The sequence below is a fragment of the Peribacillus acanthi genome (assembly GCF_003073175.1).
Classification (GTDB): domain Bacteria; phylum Bacillota; class Bacilli; order Bacillales; family DSM-1321; genus Bacillus_BN; species Bacillus_BN acanthi.
The window spans coordinates 1-21,692 of the sequence record NZ_QBBX01000020.1 but is presented as its reverse complement, the minus strand read 5'-3'; the positions used below and the strand labels follow the sequence as shown (position 1 = coordinate 21,692).

The window sequence follows — 21,692 nt, the reverse complement described above, 5'->3', positions numbered from 1 at the left end:
GCTGAATGAGCGAACGCAACCAACGCAAAGTCTACACTGGCCGCGTAGTATCCGATAAAATGGATAAAACTATTACGGTACTTGTAGAAACTTATAAAACGCATAAGTTATACGGTAAGCGCGTTAAGTACTCTAAGAAGTTTAAGGCTCATGATGAGCAAAGCGAAGCGAAAATTGGCGATATCGTGAAAATCATGGAAACTCGTCCACTTTCTGCGACAAAACGCTTCCGTCTTGTAGAGGTAGTAGAAAAAGCTGTTATTATCTAATATAACTGTTCGGATTACGTTAATTCCGAAGGGAGGTTTCGTACATGATTCAACAAGAATCACGTTTAAAAGTCGCTGACAATTCAGGTGCTCGTGAAGTTTTAACTATCAAAGTTCTTGGTGGTTCTGGTCGTAAGACAGCAAACATCGGTGATATCATCGTATGTACAGTAAAACAAGCAACACCTGGTGGCGTTGTTAAAAAAGGTGACGTAGTAAAAGCTGTTGTTGTTCGAACTAAATCTGGTGTACGTCGTCCTGACGGTTCTTACATCAAATTTGACGAAAATGCTTGTGTAATTATCCGTGACGACAAGGGCCCACGTGGTACTCGTATCTTCGGACCTGTTGCTCGTGAACTTCGTGACAACAATTTCATGAAGATCGTTTCTCTAGCTCCAGAAGTATTGTAATGCATAAAACTTGTAAAAGGCCTTTCAAGGAGGTGCGACTCTAATGCATGTAAAAAAAGGTGACAAAGTTGTAGTCATCTCTGGTAAGGATAAAGGCAAACAAGGTGTAATCCTTGAAGCATACCCAAAGAAAAACCGTGTATTGGTTGAAGGTGTGAATATCGTTAAGAAGCATTCAAAGCCATCTCAAGCTAATCCTCAAGGAGGAATCATTAGCAAAGAGGCAGCTGTTCACGCTTCTAACGTAATGCCGATTGATCCTAAAACTGGAACTCCAACGCGTGTTGGCTACAAAACGGTTGATGGTAAAAAAGTACGTGTTTCTGTAAAATCGGGTGAATCCTTAGATAAATAAGTCATTAACGAAGGGAGGTACTATACATGAACCGCCTAAAGGAAAAGTATGTAAAAGAAATTACTCCTGCTCTTATGAGCAAATTTGGATACCAATCCATCATGCAAACTCCAAAGATTGAGAAAATCGTAATCAACATGGGTGTTGGTGATGCTGTTGCTAACGCAAAAGCTTTAGACAATGCTGTGGAAGAATTAACTCTTATCACTGGTCAAAAACCAATGATTACAAGAGCAAAAAAATCAATCGCTGGCTTCCGTCTACGTGAAGGTATGCCGATCGGTGCGAAAGTAACTCTTCGCGGCGAGCGCATGTACGAATTCCTAGACAAGTTAGTTGCTGTTTCTTTACCACGTGTACGTGACTTCCGTGGTGTTTCCAAGAAAGCATTTGACGGCCGTGGAAACTATACATTAGGTGTAAAAGAACAATTAATCTTCCCTGAAATTGACTACGATAAAGTGAGCAAAGTTCGTGGTATGGACATCGTTATCGTAACGACTGCTAATACTGATGAAGAAGCTCGTGAATTACTTACTCAATTCGGAATGCCGTTCCAGAAGTAATCGATAAAAGAGGGAGGCGTAAACGTGGCAAAAAAATCAATGGTCGTGAAACAAAAGCGCGGACCGAAGTTTAAAGTACAAGAATATACACGTTGTGAGCGTTGTGGACGTCCACATTCTGTATACCGTAAGTTTAAGCTTTGCCGTATTTGTTTCCGTGAACTTGCATATAAAGGACAAATTCCTGGCGTGAAAAAAGCTAGCTGGTAAAACCCGAGTTTGGGAAGGAGGTAAAATAAAATGGTCATGACAGATCCAATTGCAGATATGCTTACTCGCATCCGTAATGCGAACATGGTACGTCACGAGAAGCTTGAAATTCCTGCTTCTAAGATTAAGACAGAGATTGCTGAGATCTTAAAGCGTGAAGGTTTCGTTCGCGACGTTGAGTTAATCGAAGATAACAAACAAGGTATCATCCGTATTTTCCTTAAGTACGGTGCAAATAACGAGCGTGTAATCACTGGATTAAAGCGTATCAGTAAGCCTGGTTTACGTGTTTATGCTAAAGCTGGAGAAGTTCCACGCGTTCTTAACGGTTTAGGTATCGCAATCGTTTCTACTTCTCAAGGAGTTTTAACTGATAAAGAAGCTCGTGCTAAACAAGCTGGTGGAGAAGTATTAGCGTACGTTTGGTAATAATTTTTTTCACGAATGGAGGTGCACTAGATGTCTCGCGTAGGTAAAAAACCAATTGAAATTCCAACTGGAGTTACAGTTACAATTGCAGACGACAACACAGTCACTGTAAAAGGACCTAAAGGCGAATTAACTCGCTCTTTTAATAAAGATATTACAATCAGCCAAGAAGAGAACGTGATCACAATCTCTCGTCCTTCTGAAGAAAAGAACCACCGTGCTTTACATGGTACGACTCGTGCTGTTCTTTCTAACATGGTTGAGGGCGTTTCTAAAGGCTTCGAAAGAGGTCTTGAACTAATCGGTGTCGGTTACCGTGCCCAAAAACAAGGAACTAAACTTGTCTTGAACGTTGGTTATTCTCACCCTGTTGAGATCGAGCCAGAGGCTGGACTTGAAGTTGAAGTTCCAACTAACACTAAAATCATCGTAAAAGGTGCGAACAAGGAGCGCGTAGGAGCTTTAGCTGCTAACATCCGCGGTGTTCGTCCTCCAGAGCCTTATAAAGGTAAAGGAATCCGTTACGAAGGCGAATTCGTTCGTCGTAAAGAAGGTAAAACAGGTAAGTAAGCCGCTTAGGTAAACGAAAGGAGTGACCCAAATGATTACGAAGCAGGATAAAAACTCTGTTCGTAAGAAAAGACATGCACGTGTTCGTGCTAAACTTTCTGGAACTGAATCTCGTCCTCGTTTAAATGTGTTCCGTTCAAACCAACACATTTATGCTCAACTTATTGATGATGTGAACGGCAAAACAATTGCAAGTGCTTCAACTCTAGATAAGAATCTAGGATTGGAAGGTACTAGCAACATCGAAGCAGCTAAAAAAGTTGGCGAAGCAATCGCAAAAAGCGCATCTGAAAAAGGTTATACTTCTGTGGTTTTCGACCGCGGCGGTTACCTCTACCATGGTCGTGTGAAAGCTTTGGCAGAAGCTGCTCGTGAAAACGGCTTAGAATTTTAATGGAAAAAGGAGGGACATATAAAGATGCGTCGTATCGATCCTAATAAATTAGAACTTGAAGAACGTGTAGTTACGGTTAATCGCGTAGCGAAGGTTGTAAAAGGTGGACGTCGTTTCCGTTTCTCTGCACTAGTAGTAGTTGGAGATAAAAACGGTCATGTAGGTTTCGGAACTGGTAAAGCACAAGAAGTTCCAGATGCTATCCGTAAAGCAATCGAAGATGCGAAGAAAAACTTAATTACTGTACCTATGGTAAATACAACAATCCCACACCAGGTTCTTGGTCAATTTGGTGCTGGAGAGATCCTATTGAAGCCTGCTTCTGAGGGAACTGGAGTTATCGCTGGTGGACCGGTTCGTGCGGTTCTTGAATTAGCTGGTGTTAGCGATATCCTTTCTAAATCTCTTGGCACAAACACACCAATCAACATGGTTCGTGCTACTTTGGACGGGTTAAAGCAATTAAAACGTGCTGAGGACGTAGCAAAATTACGTGGTAAATCAGTAGAAGAACTGTTAGGATAAGGAGGGAAAATCAATGGCAAACAAATTAGAAATTACCCTCACTCGCAGCTTGATTGGTCGTCCTGAAGATCAACGCGTGACAGTAAATACGCTTGGTTTACGTAAAATGCATCAAACAGTTGTTCATAATGATAACCCTGCGATTCGCGGTATGATTAATAAGGTTTCTCACCTTGTTACTGTCAAAGAACAATAATTATATTTTTCTCTTAACAAGGAGGTGCCAAAATGAAACTTCATGAATTAAAACCTGCAGAAGGATCCCGTCAAGAACGCAAACGTAAAGGTCGCGGTATTGGGTCTGGTAATGGTAAAACAGCTGGTAAAGGTCATAAAGGTCAAAACGCACGTTCAGGTGGCGGTGTACGTCCTGGATTCGAGGGTGGTCAAACTCCTTTATTCCAACGTCTTCCAAAACGCGGTTTCACGAACATTAACCGTAAAGACTATGCTGTTGTTAATTTAGATACATTAAATCTTTTCGAAGATGGTACTGAAGTAACTCCAGCTTTATTGATCGAAACAGGTGTTGTGAAGAAAGAAAAAGCAGGAATTAAAATTCTTGCTAAAGGTAAGGTTGAGAAAAAGCTTACTGTTAAAGCTCACAAATTCTCCTCTGCTGCAAAAGAAGCTATCGAAGCTGCTGGCGGTCAAACTGAGGTGATTTAATGTTTCGCACGATCTCCAATTTTATGCGCGTGGGTGACATCCGTAACAAGATATTATTCACCCTTTTAATGTTAATTGTATTTCGCATTGGAACCTTTATTCCGGTTCCACATGTGAATGCAGACTTCCTAAAAGCCCAAGATGCGGTAAGTGTATTCGGAGTGCTGAATACATTTGGCGGAGGTGCTTTACAAAACTTCTCAATACTTGCTATGGGGATCATGCCGTACATTACTGCATCGATTATCATTCAGTTGTTACAAATGGATGTTGTTCCAAAGTTCACTGAATGGTCCAAGCAAGGTGAAGTTGGTCGCCGTAAATTAGCTCAGTTTACCCGCTATGGGACAATTGTGCTAGGATTTATCCAGGCTCTTGGAATGTCCTACGGCTTTAATAACATGGCTGGTGGTATGTTAATTGAAAAACCAGGTATCAGTACGTATTTGTTAATCGCAACAGTTTTAACTGCAGGAACAGCATTCTTGATGTGGCTTGGTGAACAAATTACATCTAAGGGTGTTGGGAATGGTATTTCGGTCATCATTTTCGCTGGTATCGTAGCTGGTATCCCAACAACGGCTAACCAAATCTACGCGCAACAGTTTGAAAATGCTGGAGATCAGTTATTCTTACGAATTGTAACGGTTGTTCTTATCATCCTTGCAGTTCTTGCGATTTTAGTTGGAGTTATATTCATCCAACAAGCACTACGTAAAATACCGATTCAGTACGCAAAACGTGCTGCAACTGGTCGTTCTACGACGGGTGGTCAATCTACTCACCTTCCTTTAAAAGTGAATGCAGCAGGAGTAATTCCTGTTATTTTTGCGATATCATTTATTGTTACACCTCCAACAATTGCTGGGTTCTTTGGTCCAAATGATGTTACTCGTTGGATAACGAATACGTTTGACTACACCAAGCCTGTTGGTATGATCCTTTACATTGCCTTAATTGTTGCTTTCTCATATTTCTATGCATTTATTCAGGTTAATCCTGAGCAAGTTGCTGAAAACTTGAAAAAGCAAGGGGGATATGTTCCAGGAATACGTCCAGGGAAGAATACTGAAGAGTATCTTACTCGAGTATTATACCGCTTGACGTTCGTTGGTTCACTTTTCCTTGCATTAATAGCTGTACTTCCAGTATTCTTCATTAAGTTCGCAGGATTACCACAATCTGCACAAATCGGTGGCACTAGCTTACTGATTGTCATTGGGGTTGCTCTTGAAACTATGAAGCAGTTGGAAGCTCAACTAGTTAAGCGTCATTATAAAGGATTTATTAAATAATAGGTTTTGGGAACAAACTGTTCCCTTAACCCATTATAGAGTTTGAGGGGGAAAGAAAATGAATTTAGTTCTAATGGGGCTACCGGGTGCAGGTAAAGGTACTCAAGCTGAAAAGATTGTTGAAAAATACAATATCCCTCATATCTCAACTGGAGATATGTTCCGAGCAGCCATTAAAGATGGTACGGAACTTGGTTTGCAGGCAAAATCTTTTATGGATCAAGGCGCTTTAGTACCCGATGAGGTTACTATTGGTATTGTTCGTGAAAGACTTGCTAAACCAGATTGCAATAACGGTTTCTTATTAGACGGTTTCCCTAGGACTGTTGCTCAAGCAGAGGCTCTGGAAAACATGCTTTCTGGATTAGAAAGACCAATTGACTTCGTCATTCATGTCGATGTTGATCAATCAATCTTGATGGAAAGACTAACAGGTCGTCGTATTTGTAAAGATTGTGGCGCTACTTATCATCTTGTATTTAATCCTCCTGCAAAGGATGGGGTTTGTGATCGCTGTGGTGGAGAACTTTACCAGCGTGCCGATGATAATGAAGAGACGGTTCAAAACCGACTTGACGTTAACATGAAGCAAACGCAGCCACTTTTATCCTTCTATGAGGAAAAAGGCTATCTACGCAAAATCAACGGTCAACAAGATATTGATATAGTATTCGCAGATATCGAAGAACTGCTTGGGGGATTGCGCAAATGATCATTTGTAAAACCCCGCGCGAAATCGAAATCATGCGTGAAGCAGGAAGAATAGTCGCTTTAACTCACCAAGAGTTAAAGAAACATATAGTTCCTGGTATCACGACATTAGAGCTGGATGCAATTGCCGAAAGCTTTATTCGTAAACATGATGCAATTCCTTCTTTTAAAGGGTATAATGGTTTTCGCGGCAGCATTTGCGCTTCAGTTAATAATGAATTGGTACACGGTATTCCAGGTGATAGAGTCCTTAATGAAGGTGATATAATTAGCATCGATATCGGTGCAAAGTATAATGGCTATCATGGTGATTCAGCTTGGACTTATGCTGTTGGAACAATTGATGAAGAATCGCAAAGACTCTTAGATATAACTGAAGAGTCCTTATATAGAGGGTTGAAAGAAGCTATGCCAGGCGTGCGTCTTTCAAACATCTCCCATGCCATTCAAACCTATGTGGAGGAAAACAAGTTCTCGATCGTTCGAGAGTATGTTGGACACGGAATCGGTCAAGACTTACATGAGGATCCTCAGATTCCTCACTACGGTCCTCCTAATAAAGGTCCTCGTTTAAAACCTGGTATGGTACTTGCTGTTGAACCAATGGTGAACGCAGGTAGCCGATACGTTAAGACCTTAGAGGATGATTGGACTGTTGTAACTGTTGACGGAAAAATGTGTGCTCACTTTGAACATACTATTGCAATTACTGAGACTGGTTATGAAATATTGACCAAAATCTAATTCTCTATTATGTTCGAATAGGTTGAGATTGGAAGGTAGCAAAGAGACAATTTGTCTTTTAAAGAAGGGAGACGTAAATCATGGCTAAAGATGATGTAATTGAAATTGAAGGTACAGTCCAAGAGACTTTGCCAAATGCAATGTTTAAGGTAGAATTAGAAAATGGTCATACTGTTCTAGCTCATGTGTCAGGTAAAATCCGCATGCACTTTATTCGTATTCTACCTGGTGATAAAGTCACAGTCGAGCTTTCACCGTATGATCTAACTCGCGGCAGAATCACTTACCGATTTAAATAAATCTGGTTACACTCCGATCTGTATAAGGAGGTTAGGTATCAATGAAAGTGAGACCATCAGTTAAGCCAATCTGCGAAAAATGTAAAGTTATTCGTAGAAAAGGTAAAGTAATGGTTATTTGTGAAAACCCTAAGCATAAACAAAAACAAGGTTAATACTGAAGGAGGTGCACTCTAGATGGCACGTATTGCTGGTGTGGATGTTCCACGTGACAAGCGTATTGTTATTTCTTTAACATATATCTATGGTATTGGAAAAATCACTGCTCAAAAAATCTTAGCAGAAGTTGGTATCTCTGAAGATACTCGTGTGCGCGATTTGACTGAAGATGAATTAAACAAAATCCGTGAAAGCATTGATAAGTTGAAAGTTGAAGGTGATCTTCGTCGTGAGATCTCTTTAAACATCAAACGTTTAATGGAAATCGGATGCTACCGTGGTCTTCGTCATCGTCGTGGTCTTCCTGTTCGTGGTCAAAACACTAAAAATAATGCTCGTACGCGCAAAGGCCCTCGTCGTACTGTAGCTAACAAGAAAAAATAATCTGTAAAGGAGGGACTTATTCATGGCTCGTAAAACAAATACTCGTAAGCGTCGTGTGAAAAAGAATATTGAAACTGGTATTGCACATATCCGTTCTACTTTCAATAACACTATTGTTACGATTACTGATTCTCACGGGAACGCTCTTTCTTGGTCAAGTGCTGGTGCTCTTGGTTTCAAAGGATCTCGTAAATCTACTCCATTCGCAGCTCAAATGGCAGCTGAAACTGCAGCTAAAGCTTCGATTGAACATGGAATGAAAACTCTTGAAGTAACAGTAAAAGGACCTGGTTCTGGACGTGAAGCTGCTATCCGTGCACTTCAAGCTGCTGGATTAGAAGTTACAGCTATTAAAGACGTAACTCCAGTTCCACATAACGGATGCCGTCCACCAAAACGTCGCCGTGTTTAATTTTTCTGTATAGAATTTGTATCCCTGTCAATAATGGGATATGATAGAACCTATGCGTTATTACAGAATGATTAATTCAGTTGTTGCGCACAATTGGGAAAGTAAACATGGGGAATTTCGGTTAGTTTAGTGTATAGTTGATCACTAGCCGAGGTTTTGACGTTTTGAAGGAGGGTTTATTGAATGATTGAAATAGAAAAACCAAAAATCGAAACGGTTGAAATCAACGATGACGCCAAGTTCGGTAAGTTCGTCGTCGAGCCACTTGAGCGTGGGTATGGTACAACTCTAGGTAACTCCTTGCGTCGTATCCTATTATCCTCACTCCCAGGTGCCGCTGTCACATCTATTCAGATAGATGGAGTACTGCATGAGTTCTCAACAATTGAAGGCGTCGTAGAAGATGTTACTTCTATTATTCTGAATGTGAAAAAGCTAGCTCTTAAGATTTATTCCGATGAAGAAAAGACGCTAGAAATTGATGTGCAGGGTGAAGGAGTCGTTACGGCTGCTGATATTACACATGACAGTGATGTGGAAATCTTAAATCCTGATTTACACATTGCCACTATTGGCAAAAACGGTCATTTGCGTATGCGTTTAACTGCTCGTCGTGGACGCGGTTATACTCCAGCAGACCAAAACAAGAGAGAGGATCAACCGATTGGTGTAATTCCTATCGACTCTATCTATACTCCAGTTTCACGTGTTTCCTACCAAGTAGAAAATACACGTGTAGGCCAAATGACAAACTATGACAAGCTAACGCTTGATGTATGGACTGACGGAAGTACTGGTCCTAAAGAAGCGATAGCACTTGGATCCAAGATTTTAACAGAGCATTTGAACATTTTTGTCGGTTTAACTGATGAAGCTCAACATGCTGAAATCATGGTTGAAAAAGAAGAAGATCAAAAAGAAAAAGTTCTTGAAATGACTATTGAGGAACTAGATCTTTCTGTTCGTTCTTATAATTGCTTAAAACGTGCTGGAATCAATACCGTTCAAGAGCTTGCTCATAAAACGGAAGAAGATATGATGAAGGTTCGTAACTTGGGACGTAAATCACTTGAAGAAGTGAAAGCGAAACTTGAAGAGCTAGGCTTAGGTCTTCGTAAAGACGACTAAGTTGACTTAAATAGATAATGACTTCAACAAAGGAGGGAATCTCTCAATGGGTTACAGAAAGTTAGGACGCACAAGCGCACAACGTAAAGCATTACTTCGTGATTTGACTACTGACCTAATTATCCATGAGCGTATCGAAACAACAGAAACTCGTGCGAAAGAACTTCGTTCTGTTGTGGAAAAAATGATCACTCTTGGTAAACGCGGTGACTTACATGCACGTCGTCAAGCTTCTGCTTACGTACGTCATGAAGTGGCTGATGCTGAAAATGGTACAGATGCAGTTCAGAAGTTATTCGGTGATATTGCAACTCGCTACCAAGAGCGTCAAGGTGGATACACTCGCATCATGAAAATGGGTCCTCGTCGTGGAGACGGAGCTCCAATGGTGGTTATTGAGTTAGTTTAATATAACTCATTAAAAGGGCGGGGACAGTTTATAGCTAACTTGTCTTTGCCCTTTTTTAATAGGTATTTTACATGATAGAATACTTATTTCTATAAAAGCATCTATGATTTGCATAATAAGAAATACGCATTGAGTGATACGATGGCTGCATATTGTTATATGCTTCGCGTCTAGCTCTTGTACCCCTCCTATCTCTTTCATGCGGAAAGAGTTATACGATATTCAGAGGAATCTGAATGAAGCTGCTATTCAACTAAGGAATGTATGTTTCTTTAGGAGGGGTGCAGCGTTTTTTTATATAGTCAGAAATTTAGAAGAGCTTAGATTTAGATAAGTTGAGTTTAGGGGAGGATCTTATGAAGAAAGAACTTGTCACTGTTGAAGAGGTCTATTTTAAGTACGAAGGACAAACTGGGTATGCACTGAACGATGTCAGTCTTTCTGTCTATGAAGGTGAATGGCTGGCTATTGTTGGCCATAATGGTTCAGGAAAATCTACGATGGCTAAACTTCTCAATGGTCTTCAATTTCCTGAAAAAGGTCTGATACGTGTAAATGGAATGGTATTGTCTTCAGATACGGTGTGGGATATTCGTAAAGAAGTTGGTATGGTTTTTCAAAATCCTGATAATCAGTTTGTAGGTACGACGGTTCAGGATGATGTGGCTTTTGGTTTAGAAAACGTAGGTATTCCACAAGAAGAAATGACACAAAGAGTATTGGAATCACTTTCAAAAGTAAAAATGACTCAATTTCTTAATCAAGAGCCGCACCATCTTTCAGGTGGTCAAAAGCAACGGGTAGCCATTGCTGGTGTTTTAGCTCTCCAACCGAGTATTATTATTTTGGACGAGTCTACATCTATGTTAGACCCTAGAGGTAGAGAAGAAGTGCTTGAAACAGTTAGAGAGCTAATGAAGAATAAATCGTTGACAGTCATTTCGATTACACACGACTTAGAGGAAGCAGCCAAAGCTGATCGGATTATAGTCATGAATCAGGGAAGGAAGTATCGAGAAGGCACTCCAGCTGATATTTTTCAGATGGATGATGAATTGGTGTCTCTTGGACTAGATATCCCATTTTCAATTAAGCTTTCAAAACTCCTTTTAGAACAAGGTTTATTGAAAACAAACCGATATTTATCGAAAGAAGAGTTGGTGAGAGAGCTATGCAAGTTGAACTAAAAAATTTAGAACACCGCTACCAGGCAAATACACCATTTGAACGATTAGCTCTATATGATGTTAATTTGACTATATCAAAAGGTTCATACCTTGCAGTAATCGGTCATACCGGTTCAGGAAAATCCACTTTGCTTCAACATTTAAATGGGCTTTTAAAACCTACTAAAGGCAGTGTGATGATTGGTGATCGTACTATTGAGGCAGGTAAAAAGGAAAAGCATTTAAAACCTATTAGAAAGAAAGTGGGAATTGTGTTTCAATTTCCTGAACATCAATTGTTTGATGAAACGGTGGAAAAAGATATTTCCTTTGGACCTATGAATTTTGGTGTATCGGAGGAAGATGCTAAGAAGCTTGCACGTAAAGCTTTGAAGCAAGTCGGATTAGAAGAAACCATACTAGAAAAATCACCTTTTGATTTATCAGGTGGACAAATGAGAAGAGTAGCCATTGCTGGAGTATTAGCAATGGAGCCAGAGGTTCTAGTCCTAGATGAACCTACTGCCGGACTTGATCCTAGAGGACGTCAAGAAATCATGGATATGTTTGCAAATCTTCATAAACAGTATGGAATCACTACAATTCTTGTCACGCATAGTATGGAAGATGCTGCGAAGTATGCTGATGAAATTGTTATCATGCATCAGGGAACCATAATAAAAAAGGGCACTCCAAATGATATTTTCTCACAGCCTGAACAGTTAATGGAACTAGGTTTGGATGTCCCAGAAACAGTTCGTTTTCAGCTAACTCTCCAGAAAGAAATGGGTATTCGATTTGATCAACCTTGTCTATCTGTCCAATCTTTAGCAAAAGAGATAGGACAAGTTATGCAAAGGGGGGGGCGATCATTATGATGGATAAAATGATATTTGGTCGATACGTCCCATCAGAATCCGTGATTCATCGGCTGGATCCTAGATCGAAGCTATTATTAGTTTTTTTCTTTGTTTGTATTGTATTTCTTGCCAATAATGCAGTGACATATGGAATTCTAGGTATATTTACTATAATCATTCTTTTATTATCAAAAATTCCACTTCGTTTTTTAATTAATGGATTAAAACCAATACTATGGTTGATCTTATTCACTTTCCTGCTTCATGTGTTCTTTACAAAAGAAGGAGAGTTACTGTACAAATTTGGTTGGTTAGAGATATATGCAGGTGGAATACGCCAAGGTATTTTTATATCAATGAGATTTACATTTCTTATTTTAGTTACCTCGTTGTTAACGTTAACTACTACCCCTATCTCCATAACAGATGGGATGGAACAACTATTGAATCCGTTAAAGAAATGGAAGCTACCCGTACATGAGCTGGCTTTAATGATGTCAATATCCTTGCGTTTTATTCCTACCCTGATGCAAGAGACGGATAAAATTATGAAGGCTCAAGCAGCGCGCGGAGTGGATTTTACGAGCGGACCTATAAAAGAAAGGGTTCAGTCAATCGTCCCATTGCTTGTACCTCTGTTTGTCAATTCGTTTAAACGGGCAGAAGAGTTGGCGATTGCAATGGAAGCAAGAGGCTACAGAGGTGGAGAAGGAAGAACGAAATACCGTCTCCTACAATGGGGCAGAAATGACTCCATTCTGCTAATTTCAATGCTGATTTTAGCAGCTTTATTAATTTTAATGAGAAACTGATGGTGGAATGTATGCAAAGAGTAAAATGTACCATTTCTTATGATGGAACCTTGTTTTCTGGCTATCAAGTACAAGTTGATAAAAGAACTGTGCAAAGCGAGTTCGAGAAAGCTCTTACTCACATTCACAAAGGTTTAGCAGTTAGAATCGCAGCTTCTGGTAGAACAGATGCCGGAGTACATGCCAAAGGACAAGTGGTTCATTTTGATACGAAACTAATGATTCCACCTGCCAATTGGAAGAAAGCGTTGAATTCAATGCTGCCTGAGGATATTTCAGTCGTAGATGTTGAACTGGTGGATAATCATTTTCATTCAAGATATGACGCTAAAGGAAAAGAATACCGGTATTTTATCAATTTAAGTAAAGAAAGAAATCCATTTAATCGTAACTATGCTTTTCATTATCCATATCCTCTAGATGTGAGTAAAATAGTCCGAGCTTCATCGCTTCTGTTAGGGACTCATGATTTTACAAGTTTTTGTTCTGCCAAAACAGATGTGGAGGACAAAATTCGTACGATTATGAACATAGATTGTACTCAATCTGAATCGGAATTGATTCTAAGCTACCAGGGAAATGGGTTTCTATATAATATGGTACGTATCTTAACAGGTACCTTGTTGGAGGTTGGCGCTGGGGCAAGGGATCCAGATGATTTATTAAGCATCTTACAAGCAAAAGATCGTAATAAAGCAGGTAAAACTGCGCCCCCACAAGGTTTATTTTTATGGGAAGTCTTTTATTAAAGCATGTAAAATAATCATTTTTGAAAAAAAATTCATATGACAACTAATCCAGGTGTAACATCCTCTTGACAATATGCGGACTAGGCTATAATATAATATGGTATGTATTTTAATCCCACGATAAGCCCCGGAAGTTTATTGTGATTGAAAATAAATATATCGAACTGATTTTTCTAGGAGGTAAAACAATGCGTACGACATTCATGGCGAAAGCAAATGAAATCGATCGTAAGTGGTACGTTATTGACGCTAAAGGACAAACTTTAGGTCGTCTTGCTAGCGAAGTAGCATCCATCTTACGTGGTAAAAACAAACCAACTTTCACACCACACGTTGACACTGGTGATCATGTAATCATTATTAATGCTTCAGAAATCCACTTAACAGGTAAGAAATTATCTGACAAGATTTACTACCGTCATACTAATTTCCCTGGTGGTCTTAAGCAAAGAACTGCTCTTGAAATGAGAACTAACTACCCAACGAAAATGTTGGAGCTTGCTATCAAAGGTATGCTTCCAAAGAATTCTTTAGGTCGTCAAATGTTCAAAAAATTACACGTATACGCTGGTCCTGAGCACAAGCAACAAGCTCAACAACCAGAAGTATATGAATTACGCGGATAATTTTTAAGGAGGTAACTACTTTGGCACAAGTTCAATATTATGGCACTGGTCGTCGTAAGAGCTCTGTTGCTCGTGTACGTTTAGTACCAGGCGACGGTCGTATCGTTATCAACGGTCGTGAAATCAATGAATATATCCCATTCGAAGCTTTAATCCTTGTAGTTAAGCAACCACTTGTTGCTACTGAAACAACTGGAAGCTACGATATCCTTGTAAATGTTAACGGCGGTGGATTCACTGGCCAAGCTGGCGCTATCCGTCATGGTATCGCTCGCGCATTATTACAAGTTGATCCAGAATACCGTGGAGCTTTAAAAGCTGCTGGCTTATTAACTCGTGACGCACGTATGAAAGAGCGTAAGAAATACGGTCTTAAAGGTGCTCGTCGTGCTCCTCAGTTCTCAAAACGTTAATCTTTACGTTTTCAAAGACTCTCAACCATTTGGTTGGGGGTCTTTTTTATGTTTATAAAGTTGCTATGTTGTAAGATTTGTCCGTTTCCGAGCAAAATTAGCTTCTTGTGAATATGAACCGCTGTTGGACTTACTCCTAATGATGATTTACACATAAGATGACTTTGAAACATCATTAGGAGGTATAGGTATGTATTTTAGAAATATAAACGAAAAAAATGGTGTCCATTATGACTATAACCAGAATGAATATTTGAATTATTTTGATGAAAGAAATGCCGCTTATTATTATTCTAACCCGTACTATTACCTTTCTTATCCGAACAGCTATCCTTATCGTCAAAACTATTCTGAACTTCCCGTCTATCCTATCCCCCAAAACTTTTATCCACAATATCAACCATTGGATGGTTTTTATCAAGATGATGGTTGGCGTGCCAGCTGGAAAGAATGGGAAGACTTAGGTGCACCACGTGGAGGATTTAAAGGAGCACCAGCTGTAGCTTCATGGCAACAGAATAGGTTAGATTGTTTTGTTCGTGGAGAAAACAATCATATGTGGCATAAATGGTGGAATGGCTCAAGATGGAGTGAATGGGAAGACCTTGGAGCACCACGTGGAGGTTTAAGGGATTCACCGGCGGCTGTTTCATGGGGACCGAATCGAATCGATTGTTTTGTTAGAGGAGAAAGGGACCGTATGTGGCATAAATGGTGGAATGGCTCAAGATGGAGTGAGTGGGAAGATCTTGGAGCTCCACGGGGAGGTTTTAAAGGTGCGCCAGCAGTCTCTTCATGGCAGGCAAATCGTCTAGACTGTTTCGTCCAGGGTGACGACAATCGCATGTGGCATAAGTGGTGGGATGGCTCAAGATGGAGTGAATGGGAAGATCTTGGAGCACCACGAGGAGGTTTAAGGGATTCTCCAGGAGCGGTTTCATGGGGCCCGAATCGGATTGATTGTTTTGTTAGAGGAAGAAACGACCGTTTATGGCATAAATGGTGGAACGGTTCAAGATGGAGCGAATGGGAGGACCTTGGGGCCCCGCGTGTAAGTTTCGAGAATGCACCAGCAGTCTCTTCATGGGCGCAAAATCGTTTAGATGTATTTGTACGCGGAGATAACAATCGCATGTGGCATAAGTGGTGGGACGGCTCAAGATGGAGTGAATGGGAGGATTTAGGTGCTCCACGCAATGGTGTAAGATCTTCACCAGGAGCTGTATCATGGGGCCCAAATCGCATCGACTGCTTTGTCCGTGGATCTAATGACCGTATGTGGCATAAATGGTGGTCATAAACTTTGGAGAAAACAAAAAATGACTCTCAACAATCTGATTGAGAGTTTTTTCGAAAATTAATGAATATAACCATTTTTCCTTTCACACGTTATGAAAGGAACCCTTGGAAAAGCAGGAAAGGTTTAAGAACGCAGAAAAATTATAAGGGAAATCAATTCAAATCTTCAAAAACCCTGGTTCAGTGGAATTGGGGTTTTTACTATTTCCTTGCTGTACCTATCTAATCCAATTAATATTTGCCAGTCTCGAATTTGTCCTTTTAAAGAATTATGGACCGCACCTAATCAAAAACTACTGACAATCAGACATGAATAACAAATGAAGATTGGTCAATTCAGTCAGTCATTTTACTGATATCCTTTAATGAGGTGTAAATATATGATGAATGTGGTTACAGGATTGAAAGAGAGGCGAAAGGAGAAGCAAATAAAATATGAGCGAAAGGTATTAAGAGAACTTTCTCCTAAGCAATTAAAAGAACGGGTGCAGACTTATTTGCTAGGAAATAACAGGTTGGGAATATCCTTTTCCCAAGTTCTTGAGGAAGGTTGCTTTGATGTTGCCATAGAAGCCTTCTTACTTGGTGCAAATTACAGTAAGTTTGGTTATTACGGTGAATCGTTAGAAGATGTGAGTAGGAGATGTGAATTAGAAAAGAAACATCTCATCGACACCTTATTCAATTTTATCTTGTACTGGGGTAAGTTAGGTGACCAAGACTTGTATAATGAGTCCCTATATTATCAGTGCGATCAGTATGTGGAGAGCTGGTGGCATGACGGTTTTGAAAAAGGTAAAAAACGTTTTAAGCTTCGGCTACATTAACACATCAATTTTTTAAAGGTTCTAAAACCTACGCCTGTCCCATACTTTTGTATTGTATAGGGTATGGAAGGGGTTTTAGAGATGGTAAGGAAATTTAAATTTACTTCAATCGCCATTGGAATCATCGTGTTGTTTCTGATTGTCACCTTTCAGTTTATGGATGATGATTCTTGGGATTCATGGAATTTGCCCCTAACAGGAAAAGTTATCATTTTGGATGCAGGACATGGGGGTCCTGACGGCGGTGCAGACGCGGCAGGTGTAGTTGAAAAAGAAATTGCTCTTTCTGTAACGGAGAAACTAAGGGATTATCTTCAACAGCAAGGAGCTTTAGTTATTATGACAAGGGAAACAGATACTGATTTGGCAGGAGACACGCAGGGGATTCGGAATAGAAAAAGTAAGGATTTAAGAAAAAGAGTTGAGTTAATCAATGAATCGGAAGCAGATTTATTTATTAGCCTTCACCTAAATTCATTTCCTTCCTCAAGATGGAGCGGGGCACAGACTTTCTACAGCCTTCGGTATGAAGAAAATGAAAGAGTAGCCAAATTCATTCAAAGGGAATTGAGAGAAAATCTCGGCAATACCACTAGAGAGGCACGACCGATAGGAAATGTGTACTTGATGAAGTATGCGAAAAAACCTGGTGTATTAGTTGAAGTGGGTTTTTTATCGAATGCAGTTGAACGAAAAAATTTAACGAATAAAGTGTACCAAAATCAAATTGCTGCATCTATTTATAAAGGTGTAATGAGATACTTCACAGAGGAGAAATATGTCCATACAGAAGATAAGGGATCGACAGTTTTCACTTTACCTATAGATAATGATTGAGGGATACCTTGCCTTTAAGCAAGGTATTTTATTTATACGATGGAAGGATGCAACAAACGATACTCTAGAATGAATAAGGGATATGAGAAAGACTATCTGTTTGAAAAATTGGAATTGTTGATAATTGTAAGGCTTACGACACTCTAAGTTTAAAGGAAATATGGTATACTGAGAAATGGAAACGAATACATAAAGGTGGTGCAGGCATGTTAACTGAACATGGGATAAAAGAAGTGTTAAGTGGATTGAATGATCCATTTCTAAATAAAAGTTTGCTTGAAACAAATGGTATTGAGGAAATAAAAATCAAACCTGAAAAAAAGTATGTTAGCGTAAAAATTGCGATTGCCAAAACGGGTACAGCAGAACAATTGCAACTTCAAGGCAAGATTGTTGAACTGTTAAAGGAATTAGGAGCTGAATCTGTCGGAATCCGTTTTAATTCATTGGGTGAAGAAGAATTATCTAAACATCGAATTGCTGAACCTACAAAAGATATGGGATTACTATCACCTGAAAATAAAACGACTTTTCTTGCTATTGCAAGCGGAAAAGGTGGAGTCGGAAAATCTACAATATCAGTTAACCTTGCAACTTCATTAGCAAGAATCGGAAAAAAAGTCGGCCTTATAGATGCAGACATTTATGGATTTAGTGTGCCGGACATGATGGGGATCACGAAAAGACCTGTCGTTCGAGGAGAAAGAATCATACCGGTAGAACGTTTTGGAGTCAAAGTTATTTCTATGGGCTTTTTTGTTGAAGATAACGCCCCTATCATATGGCGTGGACCAATGCTTGGGAAAATGTTGAATAGCTTTTTCCAAGAAGTAGAGTGGGGAGAGTTAGATTATCTATTATTGGACTTGCCACCAGGGACGGGAGACGTAGCACTAGACGTCCATTCAATGCTTCCATCTTGTAAAGAAATCATCGTTACTACACCACATCCTACTGCGGCATTTGTCGCTGCTAGAGCAGGTGCTATGGCTTTACGTACAGAGCACGAAGTAATTGGTGTTATCGAAAATATGTCCTATTTCGAAAGTGAAGTAACTGGAGAAAAAGAATATGTATTTGGTAAAGGCGGCGGTGAAAAGCTTGCTGAAGAACTTAGAACAGAGTTACTAGGGCAGCTTCCATTACAACAACCGGATTGGAACGAGGAAGATTTTGCTCCTTCCATTTATGCTGAAGACCATAAATTAGGGAAAATCTATAAAGAAATTGCACAAAAAGTAGTAAATATTCTTAATTAAAGTAAAAACCCTCAAGATCCAATCTTGAGGGTTTTCTGATTATAGTGTGGCTAGCCTTTTATTGACCACCTTCGGAACCTTGGTCTCCCCCACCTTCACCGCCTTCAGAACCTCCACCAGACTCTCCTTCTTTTTGTTGTCCTCCGCCTTCTTTTCCTTCAGCCTGTTCAGTTGCTGCCTTAAGTAAAATGCCTTGAATCTTGGCTTGAAGTAAAGGACTTGAAAAAGTTTCAATCATAGTTTTTTTCATCTCTTCACGTATTTTGTTACTCTTTATGATACCTGTAATTTCCTTTTGCATTTCTTCATCCATTAGGATTTCGTTCAATGTTGCTCGATATGCAGGATCCTTCATCAATTCTTTTAACAATTTTTTATGTTCTTCCTCCATGCTTTTGGCATAACTGGAAGCAAATTTAGGGTCTTCAAAGGATTTCTTCCAGAATTCCTTTCCCTTATCCGAAATAACGGTTTTTTCAATGGTATCACTAACGACCGCTTGATCCATGATTAATTGGCTCTTCATCTTTTCATCAGACATAACCTCTTGAATGGCTTTTTTTCCATCATCTGTTTTTAATATATCGACAACCATTTTCTTTGTTTCTTCATAATCCATTTTTTCTCCACCAGTTTCTTTCTGATTACAACCTGTTAAAAGGAAGACTAGAATGGAGAGAATCATTATTTTTGAAGTGCTTTTTGTCATTTCATGATGCTCCTTTCGCACTTATCTCTACTATATAATATGAAATGTAGGCAGGGAATTTATTCGTTCGTGATAAATGTAGATTTTTAAAAATTTGGTTGGTACAATCTATAGATGTGATAATGATTATTGGAGGCTTTTACTTTGACTAGTAGGAATTTAGTTCGTTTATTTTTTTCCACATTATTTATAGGTGGATTAACTGCAGGAATTGTTGGATTTATTGCTCGCTGGGAAGAGTTTAAACACTTATTTTCTCCATTTTCGGCTGGTGAAGTTTTAACCACGTTCTTTTGGTTCCTTGGCGTAGGTTTAATCTTTAGTGTTATCAGTCAAATGGGTTTTTTTGCATACTTAACCATTCACCGTTTCGGACTAGGGATTTTTAAAACAGAGCGCTTATGGAATTGGGTTCAAATAGTATTGATTGCCTTTGTTTTATTTGACCTTGTATATCTTCGTTATATAGCCTTTGGCAAGGGGGATAGTATCATTCCTTATATAGGTATGGCTGTATTGGTGTTGGTAGTTGCTTTAGTGGTAGCTTATATCAAAATGAAGCAGACCAATCATCACGCGTTCATCCCATCGTTATTTTTCATGATTGTGGTCACTGTGATTGAATGGGTTCCAGTATTGCGTGCAAATGATGAGGGGTGGTTATTCTTCATGCTTGTCCCACTTCTTGTATGTAATGCTTATCAACTGTTAATCCTAGCCCGTCTCAATGAAAAGTCACAAAAAGAATTAGCAGCGAAAAAAAGAAAATAATATATTAAAAAGGACTTTTCTGTATTTGAAAAGTCCTTTTATTTTTATTTAATTTCTTCGCTTTTAACTGAGGCATTTGCTATCATTTCTGAAACGGTAACTAGCTTTAAATTTTTGGCATTAACGGCTTGTAGGATTGAAGGTAAAGCTACGACTGTTTGTTTAGCTGAATCAGAAGCATGAAGAAGTACAATATCCCCTTTTTTAGCTTTCTCAATATTTGCAACAATAGTCTCTACCCCTGGATTTGTCCAATCTTTTGAGTCAACACTCCAATGAACAATTGTATATCCAAACCTTGCACCTATTTCAAGTAATCTCTTATCAAAGTGTCCAGTGGGAGCACGTAACAACTCGATATTTTTTATGTTGAGCTTTTTGAATGCTTCTTGAGCTTTCGAAATGTCACGTACAATTTCTTTGTCCTCAATTACAGAGTAATCTTTATAGTTATACCCAAGCATACCTATTTCATAGCCATCTTTCACAATGCGTTCAACAATGTGCGGATGACGTTCAGCCCACGAACCAGATAGAAAAAAAGTAGCGGCTTTCACATTTTCTTTTTTTAATTGATCAAGTATTGGTTCCGCCTTTTCATCACCCCAGCCAATATTAAATGTGAGAGCAAGATCTTTTTCCCCTTTATATACCGCTTTTGGCCCGTTAGTAGTAGAAAAGACTGTAGCGTTGATAGTATCTTGAAGATAAAAAACCCAAGCAGTAATAAATGCAAGTGTAGCAATTAAGAGAATTTGTTTAAGTTTTTTTGCTTGTATTATGTAAAAAAAATTCATATAAAACCACCTCGTCCAAAGTTTCTTGTCACAAATGTATGCAAGAAAACATCGGATATGCTGATTAGAAAATAAATGTTTCATAAAAACTAATTATGTGGAAAAAATAGTAAAAAAATTTCGAGGTGCATATATGATAGGATTTCTAATTAATGAAAAGGAACAAAAAGAAATGGAATATTTGTTGAAGAGAGAAATGGATGAAATATTATTTGATTTACAAGATCACAGAATTGATCATATTGTAAAAAGAGCTATGGAAGAAAGGTATAAGATTCTATTTAATCTGTTTACAAGAGTAGCTCCTCCAAAGGAATGCATGAAGTATATGAGAACAAAAAATTATTCTAAGAAGAATAATAAATTGCCTAAATAATTTTTCTAGAAAAACTATTGACTTAGGTAATGGATGGCTGGTATATTTATTAGCGTCGCTGATAACAAAAACGTTTAAAAAGAAGTGATAAACTTTTAAAAAAACGTGTTGACAGTAACGGAAGAAGTTGTTAATATATAAAAGTCGCTTGTGAGTGACAATGAGTTATTGCTCTTTGAAAACTAAACAAAACAATACGTCAACGTTTAAATTTAAGTCTTTTAAATAAGACATTTTATGAGCAAGTCAA

At 39.0% G+C, this 21,692-nt stretch carries 34 protein-coding genes; 32 read left to right on the top strand and 2 right to left on the bottom strand.

The window, feature by feature from the left end; genetic code table 11:
* Positions 1 to 5: 5 nt before the first annotated feature.
* From rpsQ to DBX25_RS17015, 30 genes are all read left to right on the top strand, one after another.
* Positions 6 to 269, top strand: coding sequence for a 30S ribosomal protein S17 (gene rpsQ / locus DBX25_RS17160; protein ID WP_108672008.1), 264 nt, complete (start codon positions 6 to 8; stop codon positions 267 to 269).
* Positions 270 to 313: 44 nt separating this feature from the next.
* Positions 314 to 682 (top strand): 50S ribosomal protein L14, encoded by a 369-nt coding sequence (gene rplN, locus DBX25_RS17155; RefSeq protein ID WP_108672007.1) that lies wholly within the window; start codon positions 314 to 316, stop codon positions 680 to 682.
* Positions 683 to 725: 43 nt separating this feature from the next.
* Positions 726 to 1,037 carry a 50S ribosomal protein L24 gene (gene rplX / locus DBX25_RS17150; protein ID WP_108672006.1) on the top strand — a complete coding sequence of 104 codons (312 nt, stop codon included), beginning with the start codon at positions 726 to 728 and terminating at the stop codon, positions 1,035 to 1,037.
* Between the two features lie 26 nt (positions 1,038 to 1,063).
* Positions 1,064 to 1,603, top strand: coding sequence for a 50S ribosomal protein L5 (rplE, locus tag DBX25_RS17145; protein WP_108672005.1), 540 nt, complete (start codon positions 1,064 to 1,066; stop codon positions 1,601 to 1,603).
* A gap of 24 nt (positions 1,604 to 1,627) precedes the next feature.
* Positions 1,628 to 1,813 (top strand): type Z 30S ribosomal protein S14, encoded by a 186-nt coding sequence (locus tag DBX25_RS17140; protein ID WP_050613643.1) that lies wholly within the window; start codon positions 1,628 to 1,630, stop codon positions 1,811 to 1,813.
* 30 nt (positions 1,814 to 1,843) lie between these two features.
* Complete coding sequence (gene rpsH, locus DBX25_RS17135; RefSeq protein ID WP_108672004.1) at positions 1,844 to 2,242, top strand: 30S ribosomal protein S8; 399 nt, start codon at positions 1,844 to 1,846, stop codon at positions 2,240 to 2,242.
* Positions 2,243 to 2,272: 30 nt separating this feature from the next.
* A complete protein-coding gene (rplF, locus tag DBX25_RS17130) occupies positions 2,273 to 2,812 on the top strand; it encodes a 50S ribosomal protein L6 (RefSeq protein WP_108672003.1) in 540 nt (179 codons plus the stop codon).
* Positions 2,813 to 2,843: 31 nt separating this feature from the next.
* Positions 2,844 to 3,206: a 50S ribosomal protein L18 gene (gene rplR / locus DBX25_RS17125; RefSeq protein WP_108672002.1), complete on the top strand. Its 363-nt coding sequence runs from the start codon at positions 2,844 to 2,846 to the stop codon at positions 3,204 to 3,206.
* A 24-nt stretch (positions 3,207 to 3,230) separates the two neighbouring features.
* Positions 3,231 to 3,731, top strand: coding sequence for a 30S ribosomal protein S5 (gene rpsE, locus DBX25_RS17120; protein WP_108672001.1), 501 nt, complete (start codon positions 3,231 to 3,233; stop codon positions 3,729 to 3,731).
* Positions 3,732 to 3,744: 13 nt separating this feature from the next.
* Positions 3,745 to 3,927, top strand: coding sequence for a 50S ribosomal protein L30 (rpmD, locus tag DBX25_RS17115; RefSeq protein ID WP_108672000.1), 183 nt, complete (start codon positions 3,745 to 3,747; stop codon positions 3,925 to 3,927).
* Positions 3,928 to 3,959: 32 nt separating this feature from the next.
* On the top strand, positions 3,960 to 4,400 hold the full coding sequence (rplO, locus tag DBX25_RS17110; protein WP_108671999.1) for a 50S ribosomal protein L15: 441 nt from the start codon (positions 3,960 to 3,962) through the stop codon (positions 4,398 to 4,400).
* Positions 4,400 to 5,695 (top strand): preprotein translocase subunit SecY, encoded by a 1,296-nt coding sequence (gene secY / locus DBX25_RS17105; protein ID WP_108671998.1) that lies wholly within the window; start codon positions 4,400 to 4,402, stop codon positions 5,693 to 5,695. The genes rplO and secY overlap by 1 nt, the downstream gene beginning before the upstream one ends.
* A gap of 58 nt (positions 5,696 to 5,753) precedes the next feature.
* Positions 5,754 to 6,407 (top strand): adenylate kinase, encoded by a 654-nt coding sequence (locus tag DBX25_RS17100; RefSeq protein WP_108671997.1) that lies wholly within the window; start codon positions 5,754 to 5,756, stop codon positions 6,405 to 6,407.
* Entirely contained in the window at positions 6,404 to 7,150 is a 747-nt protein-coding gene (gene map / locus DBX25_RS17095; RefSeq protein ID WP_108671996.1) for a type I methionyl aminopeptidase, read from the top strand. The genes DBX25_RS17100 and map overlap by 4 nt, the downstream gene beginning before the upstream one ends.
* Positions 7,151 to 7,230: 80 nt before the next feature.
* On the top strand, positions 7,231 to 7,449 hold the full coding sequence (gene infA, locus DBX25_RS17090; RefSeq protein WP_108671995.1) for a translation initiation factor IF-1: 219 nt from the start codon (positions 7,231 to 7,233) through the stop codon (positions 7,447 to 7,449).
* Positions 7,450 to 7,490: 41 nt separating this feature from the next.
* Positions 7,491 to 7,604 carry a 50S ribosomal protein L36 gene (rpmJ, locus tag DBX25_RS17085; protein ID WP_003156543.1) on the top strand — a complete coding sequence of 38 codons (114 nt, stop codon included), beginning with the start codon at positions 7,491 to 7,493 and terminating at the stop codon, positions 7,602 to 7,604.
* A 22-nt stretch (positions 7,605 to 7,626) separates the two neighbouring features.
* On the top strand, positions 7,627 to 7,992 hold the full coding sequence (rpsM, locus tag DBX25_RS17080; protein ID WP_108671994.1) for a 30S ribosomal protein S13: 366 nt from the start codon (positions 7,627 to 7,629) through the stop codon (positions 7,990 to 7,992).
* Between the two features lie 22 nt (positions 7,993 to 8,014).
* The gene (gene rpsK, locus DBX25_RS17075; RefSeq protein ID WP_108671993.1) at positions 8,015 to 8,404 is read left to right on the top strand and encodes a 30S ribosomal protein S11; all 390 of its coding nucleotides are present in this window, start codon (positions 8,015 to 8,017) and stop codon (positions 8,402 to 8,404) included.
* A gap of 183 nt (positions 8,405 to 8,587) precedes the next feature.
* Positions 8,588 to 9,532, top strand: a complete 945-nt coding sequence (locus DBX25_RS17070; RefSeq protein ID WP_108671992.1) for a DNA-directed RNA polymerase subunit alpha — start codon at positions 8,588 to 8,590, stop codon at positions 9,530 to 9,532.
* Positions 9,533 to 9,578: 46 nt separating this feature from the next.
* Positions 9,579 to 9,941 carry a 50S ribosomal protein L17 gene (gene rplQ, locus DBX25_RS17065; protein WP_108671991.1) on the top strand — a complete coding sequence of 121 codons (363 nt, stop codon included), beginning with the start codon at positions 9,579 to 9,581 and terminating at the stop codon, positions 9,939 to 9,941.
* Positions 9,942 to 10,297: 356 nt separating this feature from the next.
* Complete coding sequence (locus tag DBX25_RS17060) at positions 10,298 to 11,128, top strand: energy-coupling factor ABC transporter ATP-binding protein (protein ID WP_108671990.1); 831 nt, start codon at positions 10,298 to 10,300, stop codon at positions 11,126 to 11,128.
* On the top strand, positions 11,113 to 11,985 hold the full coding sequence (locus DBX25_RS17055) for an energy-coupling factor ABC transporter ATP-binding protein (protein ID WP_108671989.1): 873 nt from the start codon (positions 11,113 to 11,115) through the stop codon (positions 11,983 to 11,985). The genes DBX25_RS17060 and DBX25_RS17055 overlap by 16 nt, the downstream gene beginning before the upstream one ends.
* Positions 11,982 to 12,779, top strand: a complete 798-nt coding sequence (locus DBX25_RS17050) for an energy-coupling factor transporter transmembrane component T family protein (protein WP_108671988.1) — start codon at positions 11,982 to 11,984, stop codon at positions 12,777 to 12,779. The genes DBX25_RS17055 and DBX25_RS17050 overlap by 4 nt, the downstream gene beginning before the upstream one ends.
* Positions 12,780 to 12,790: 11 nt before the next feature.
* Positions 12,791 to 13,528: a tRNA pseudouridine(38-40) synthase TruA gene (truA, locus tag DBX25_RS17045; protein ID WP_108671987.1), complete on the top strand. Its 738-nt coding sequence runs from the start codon at positions 12,791 to 12,793 to the stop codon at positions 13,526 to 13,528.
* A 188-nt stretch (positions 13,529 to 13,716) separates the two neighbouring features.
* The gene (gene rplM / locus DBX25_RS17040; RefSeq protein WP_108671986.1) at positions 13,717 to 14,154 is read left to right on the top strand and encodes a 50S ribosomal protein L13; all 438 of its coding nucleotides are present in this window, start codon (positions 13,717 to 13,719) and stop codon (positions 14,152 to 14,154) included.
* Positions 14,155 to 14,174: 20 nt separating this feature from the next.
* Positions 14,175 to 14,567, top strand: a complete 393-nt coding sequence (rpsI, locus tag DBX25_RS17035) for a 30S ribosomal protein S9 (RefSeq protein WP_108671985.1) — start codon at positions 14,175 to 14,177, stop codon at positions 14,565 to 14,567.
* 190 nt (positions 14,568 to 14,757) lie between these two features.
* Positions 14,758 to 15,867, top strand: coding sequence for a PLL family lectin (locus tag DBX25_RS17030; protein WP_108671984.1), 1,110 nt, complete (start codon positions 14,758 to 14,760; stop codon positions 15,865 to 15,867).
* A 382-nt stretch (positions 15,868 to 16,249) separates the two neighbouring features.
* Entirely contained in the window at positions 16,250 to 16,693 is a 444-nt protein-coding gene (locus DBX25_RS17025; RefSeq protein ID WP_108672048.1) for a DUF2521 family protein, read from the top strand.
* 81 nt (positions 16,694 to 16,774) lie between these two features.
* Complete coding sequence (gene cwlD / locus DBX25_RS17020; RefSeq protein ID WP_108671983.1) at positions 16,775 to 17,530, top strand: N-acetylmuramoyl-L-alanine amidase CwlD; 756 nt, start codon at positions 16,775 to 16,777, stop codon at positions 17,528 to 17,530.
* Positions 17,531 to 17,736: 206 nt separating this feature from the next.
* A complete protein-coding gene (locus DBX25_RS17015) occupies positions 17,737 to 18,789 on the top strand; it encodes a P-loop NTPase (protein ID WP_108671982.1) in 1,053 nt (350 codons plus the stop codon).
* 58 nt (positions 18,790 to 18,847) lie between these two features.
* On the opposite strand, the gene gerD is transcribed toward DBX25_RS17015, so the two are convergent.
* Complete coding sequence (gene gerD, locus DBX25_RS17010) at positions 18,848 to 19,498, bottom strand: spore germination lipoprotein GerD (protein ID WP_108671981.1); 651 nt, start codon at positions 19,496 to 19,498, stop codon at positions 18,848 to 18,850.
* Positions 19,499 to 19,642: 144 nt separating this feature from the next.
* Here gerD and DBX25_RS17005 point away from each other — a divergent pair, with 144 nt between their 5' ends.
* Positions 19,643 to 20,269: a KinB-signaling pathway activation protein gene (locus DBX25_RS17005; protein WP_108671980.1), complete on the top strand. Its 627-nt coding sequence runs from the start codon at positions 19,643 to 19,645 to the stop codon at positions 20,267 to 20,269.
* A gap of 44 nt (positions 20,270 to 20,313) precedes the next feature.
* Here the strand turns inward: DBX25_RS17005 and pdaB are convergent, their stop codons facing one another.
* Positions 20,314 to 21,066: a polysaccharide deacetylase family sporulation protein PdaB gene (gene pdaB, locus DBX25_RS17000; RefSeq protein WP_108671979.1), complete on the bottom strand. Its 753-nt coding sequence runs from the start codon at positions 21,064 to 21,066 to the stop codon at positions 20,314 to 20,316.
* A 133-nt stretch (positions 21,067 to 21,199) separates the two neighbouring features.
* On the opposite strand from pdaB, the gene DBX25_RS16995 reads away from it, so the two are divergent.
* Positions 21,200 to 21,442, top strand: a complete 243-nt coding sequence (locus DBX25_RS16995; RefSeq protein WP_108671978.1) for a hypothetical protein — start codon at positions 21,200 to 21,202, stop codon at positions 21,440 to 21,442.
* Positions 21,443 to 21,692 lie beyond the last annotated feature (250 nt).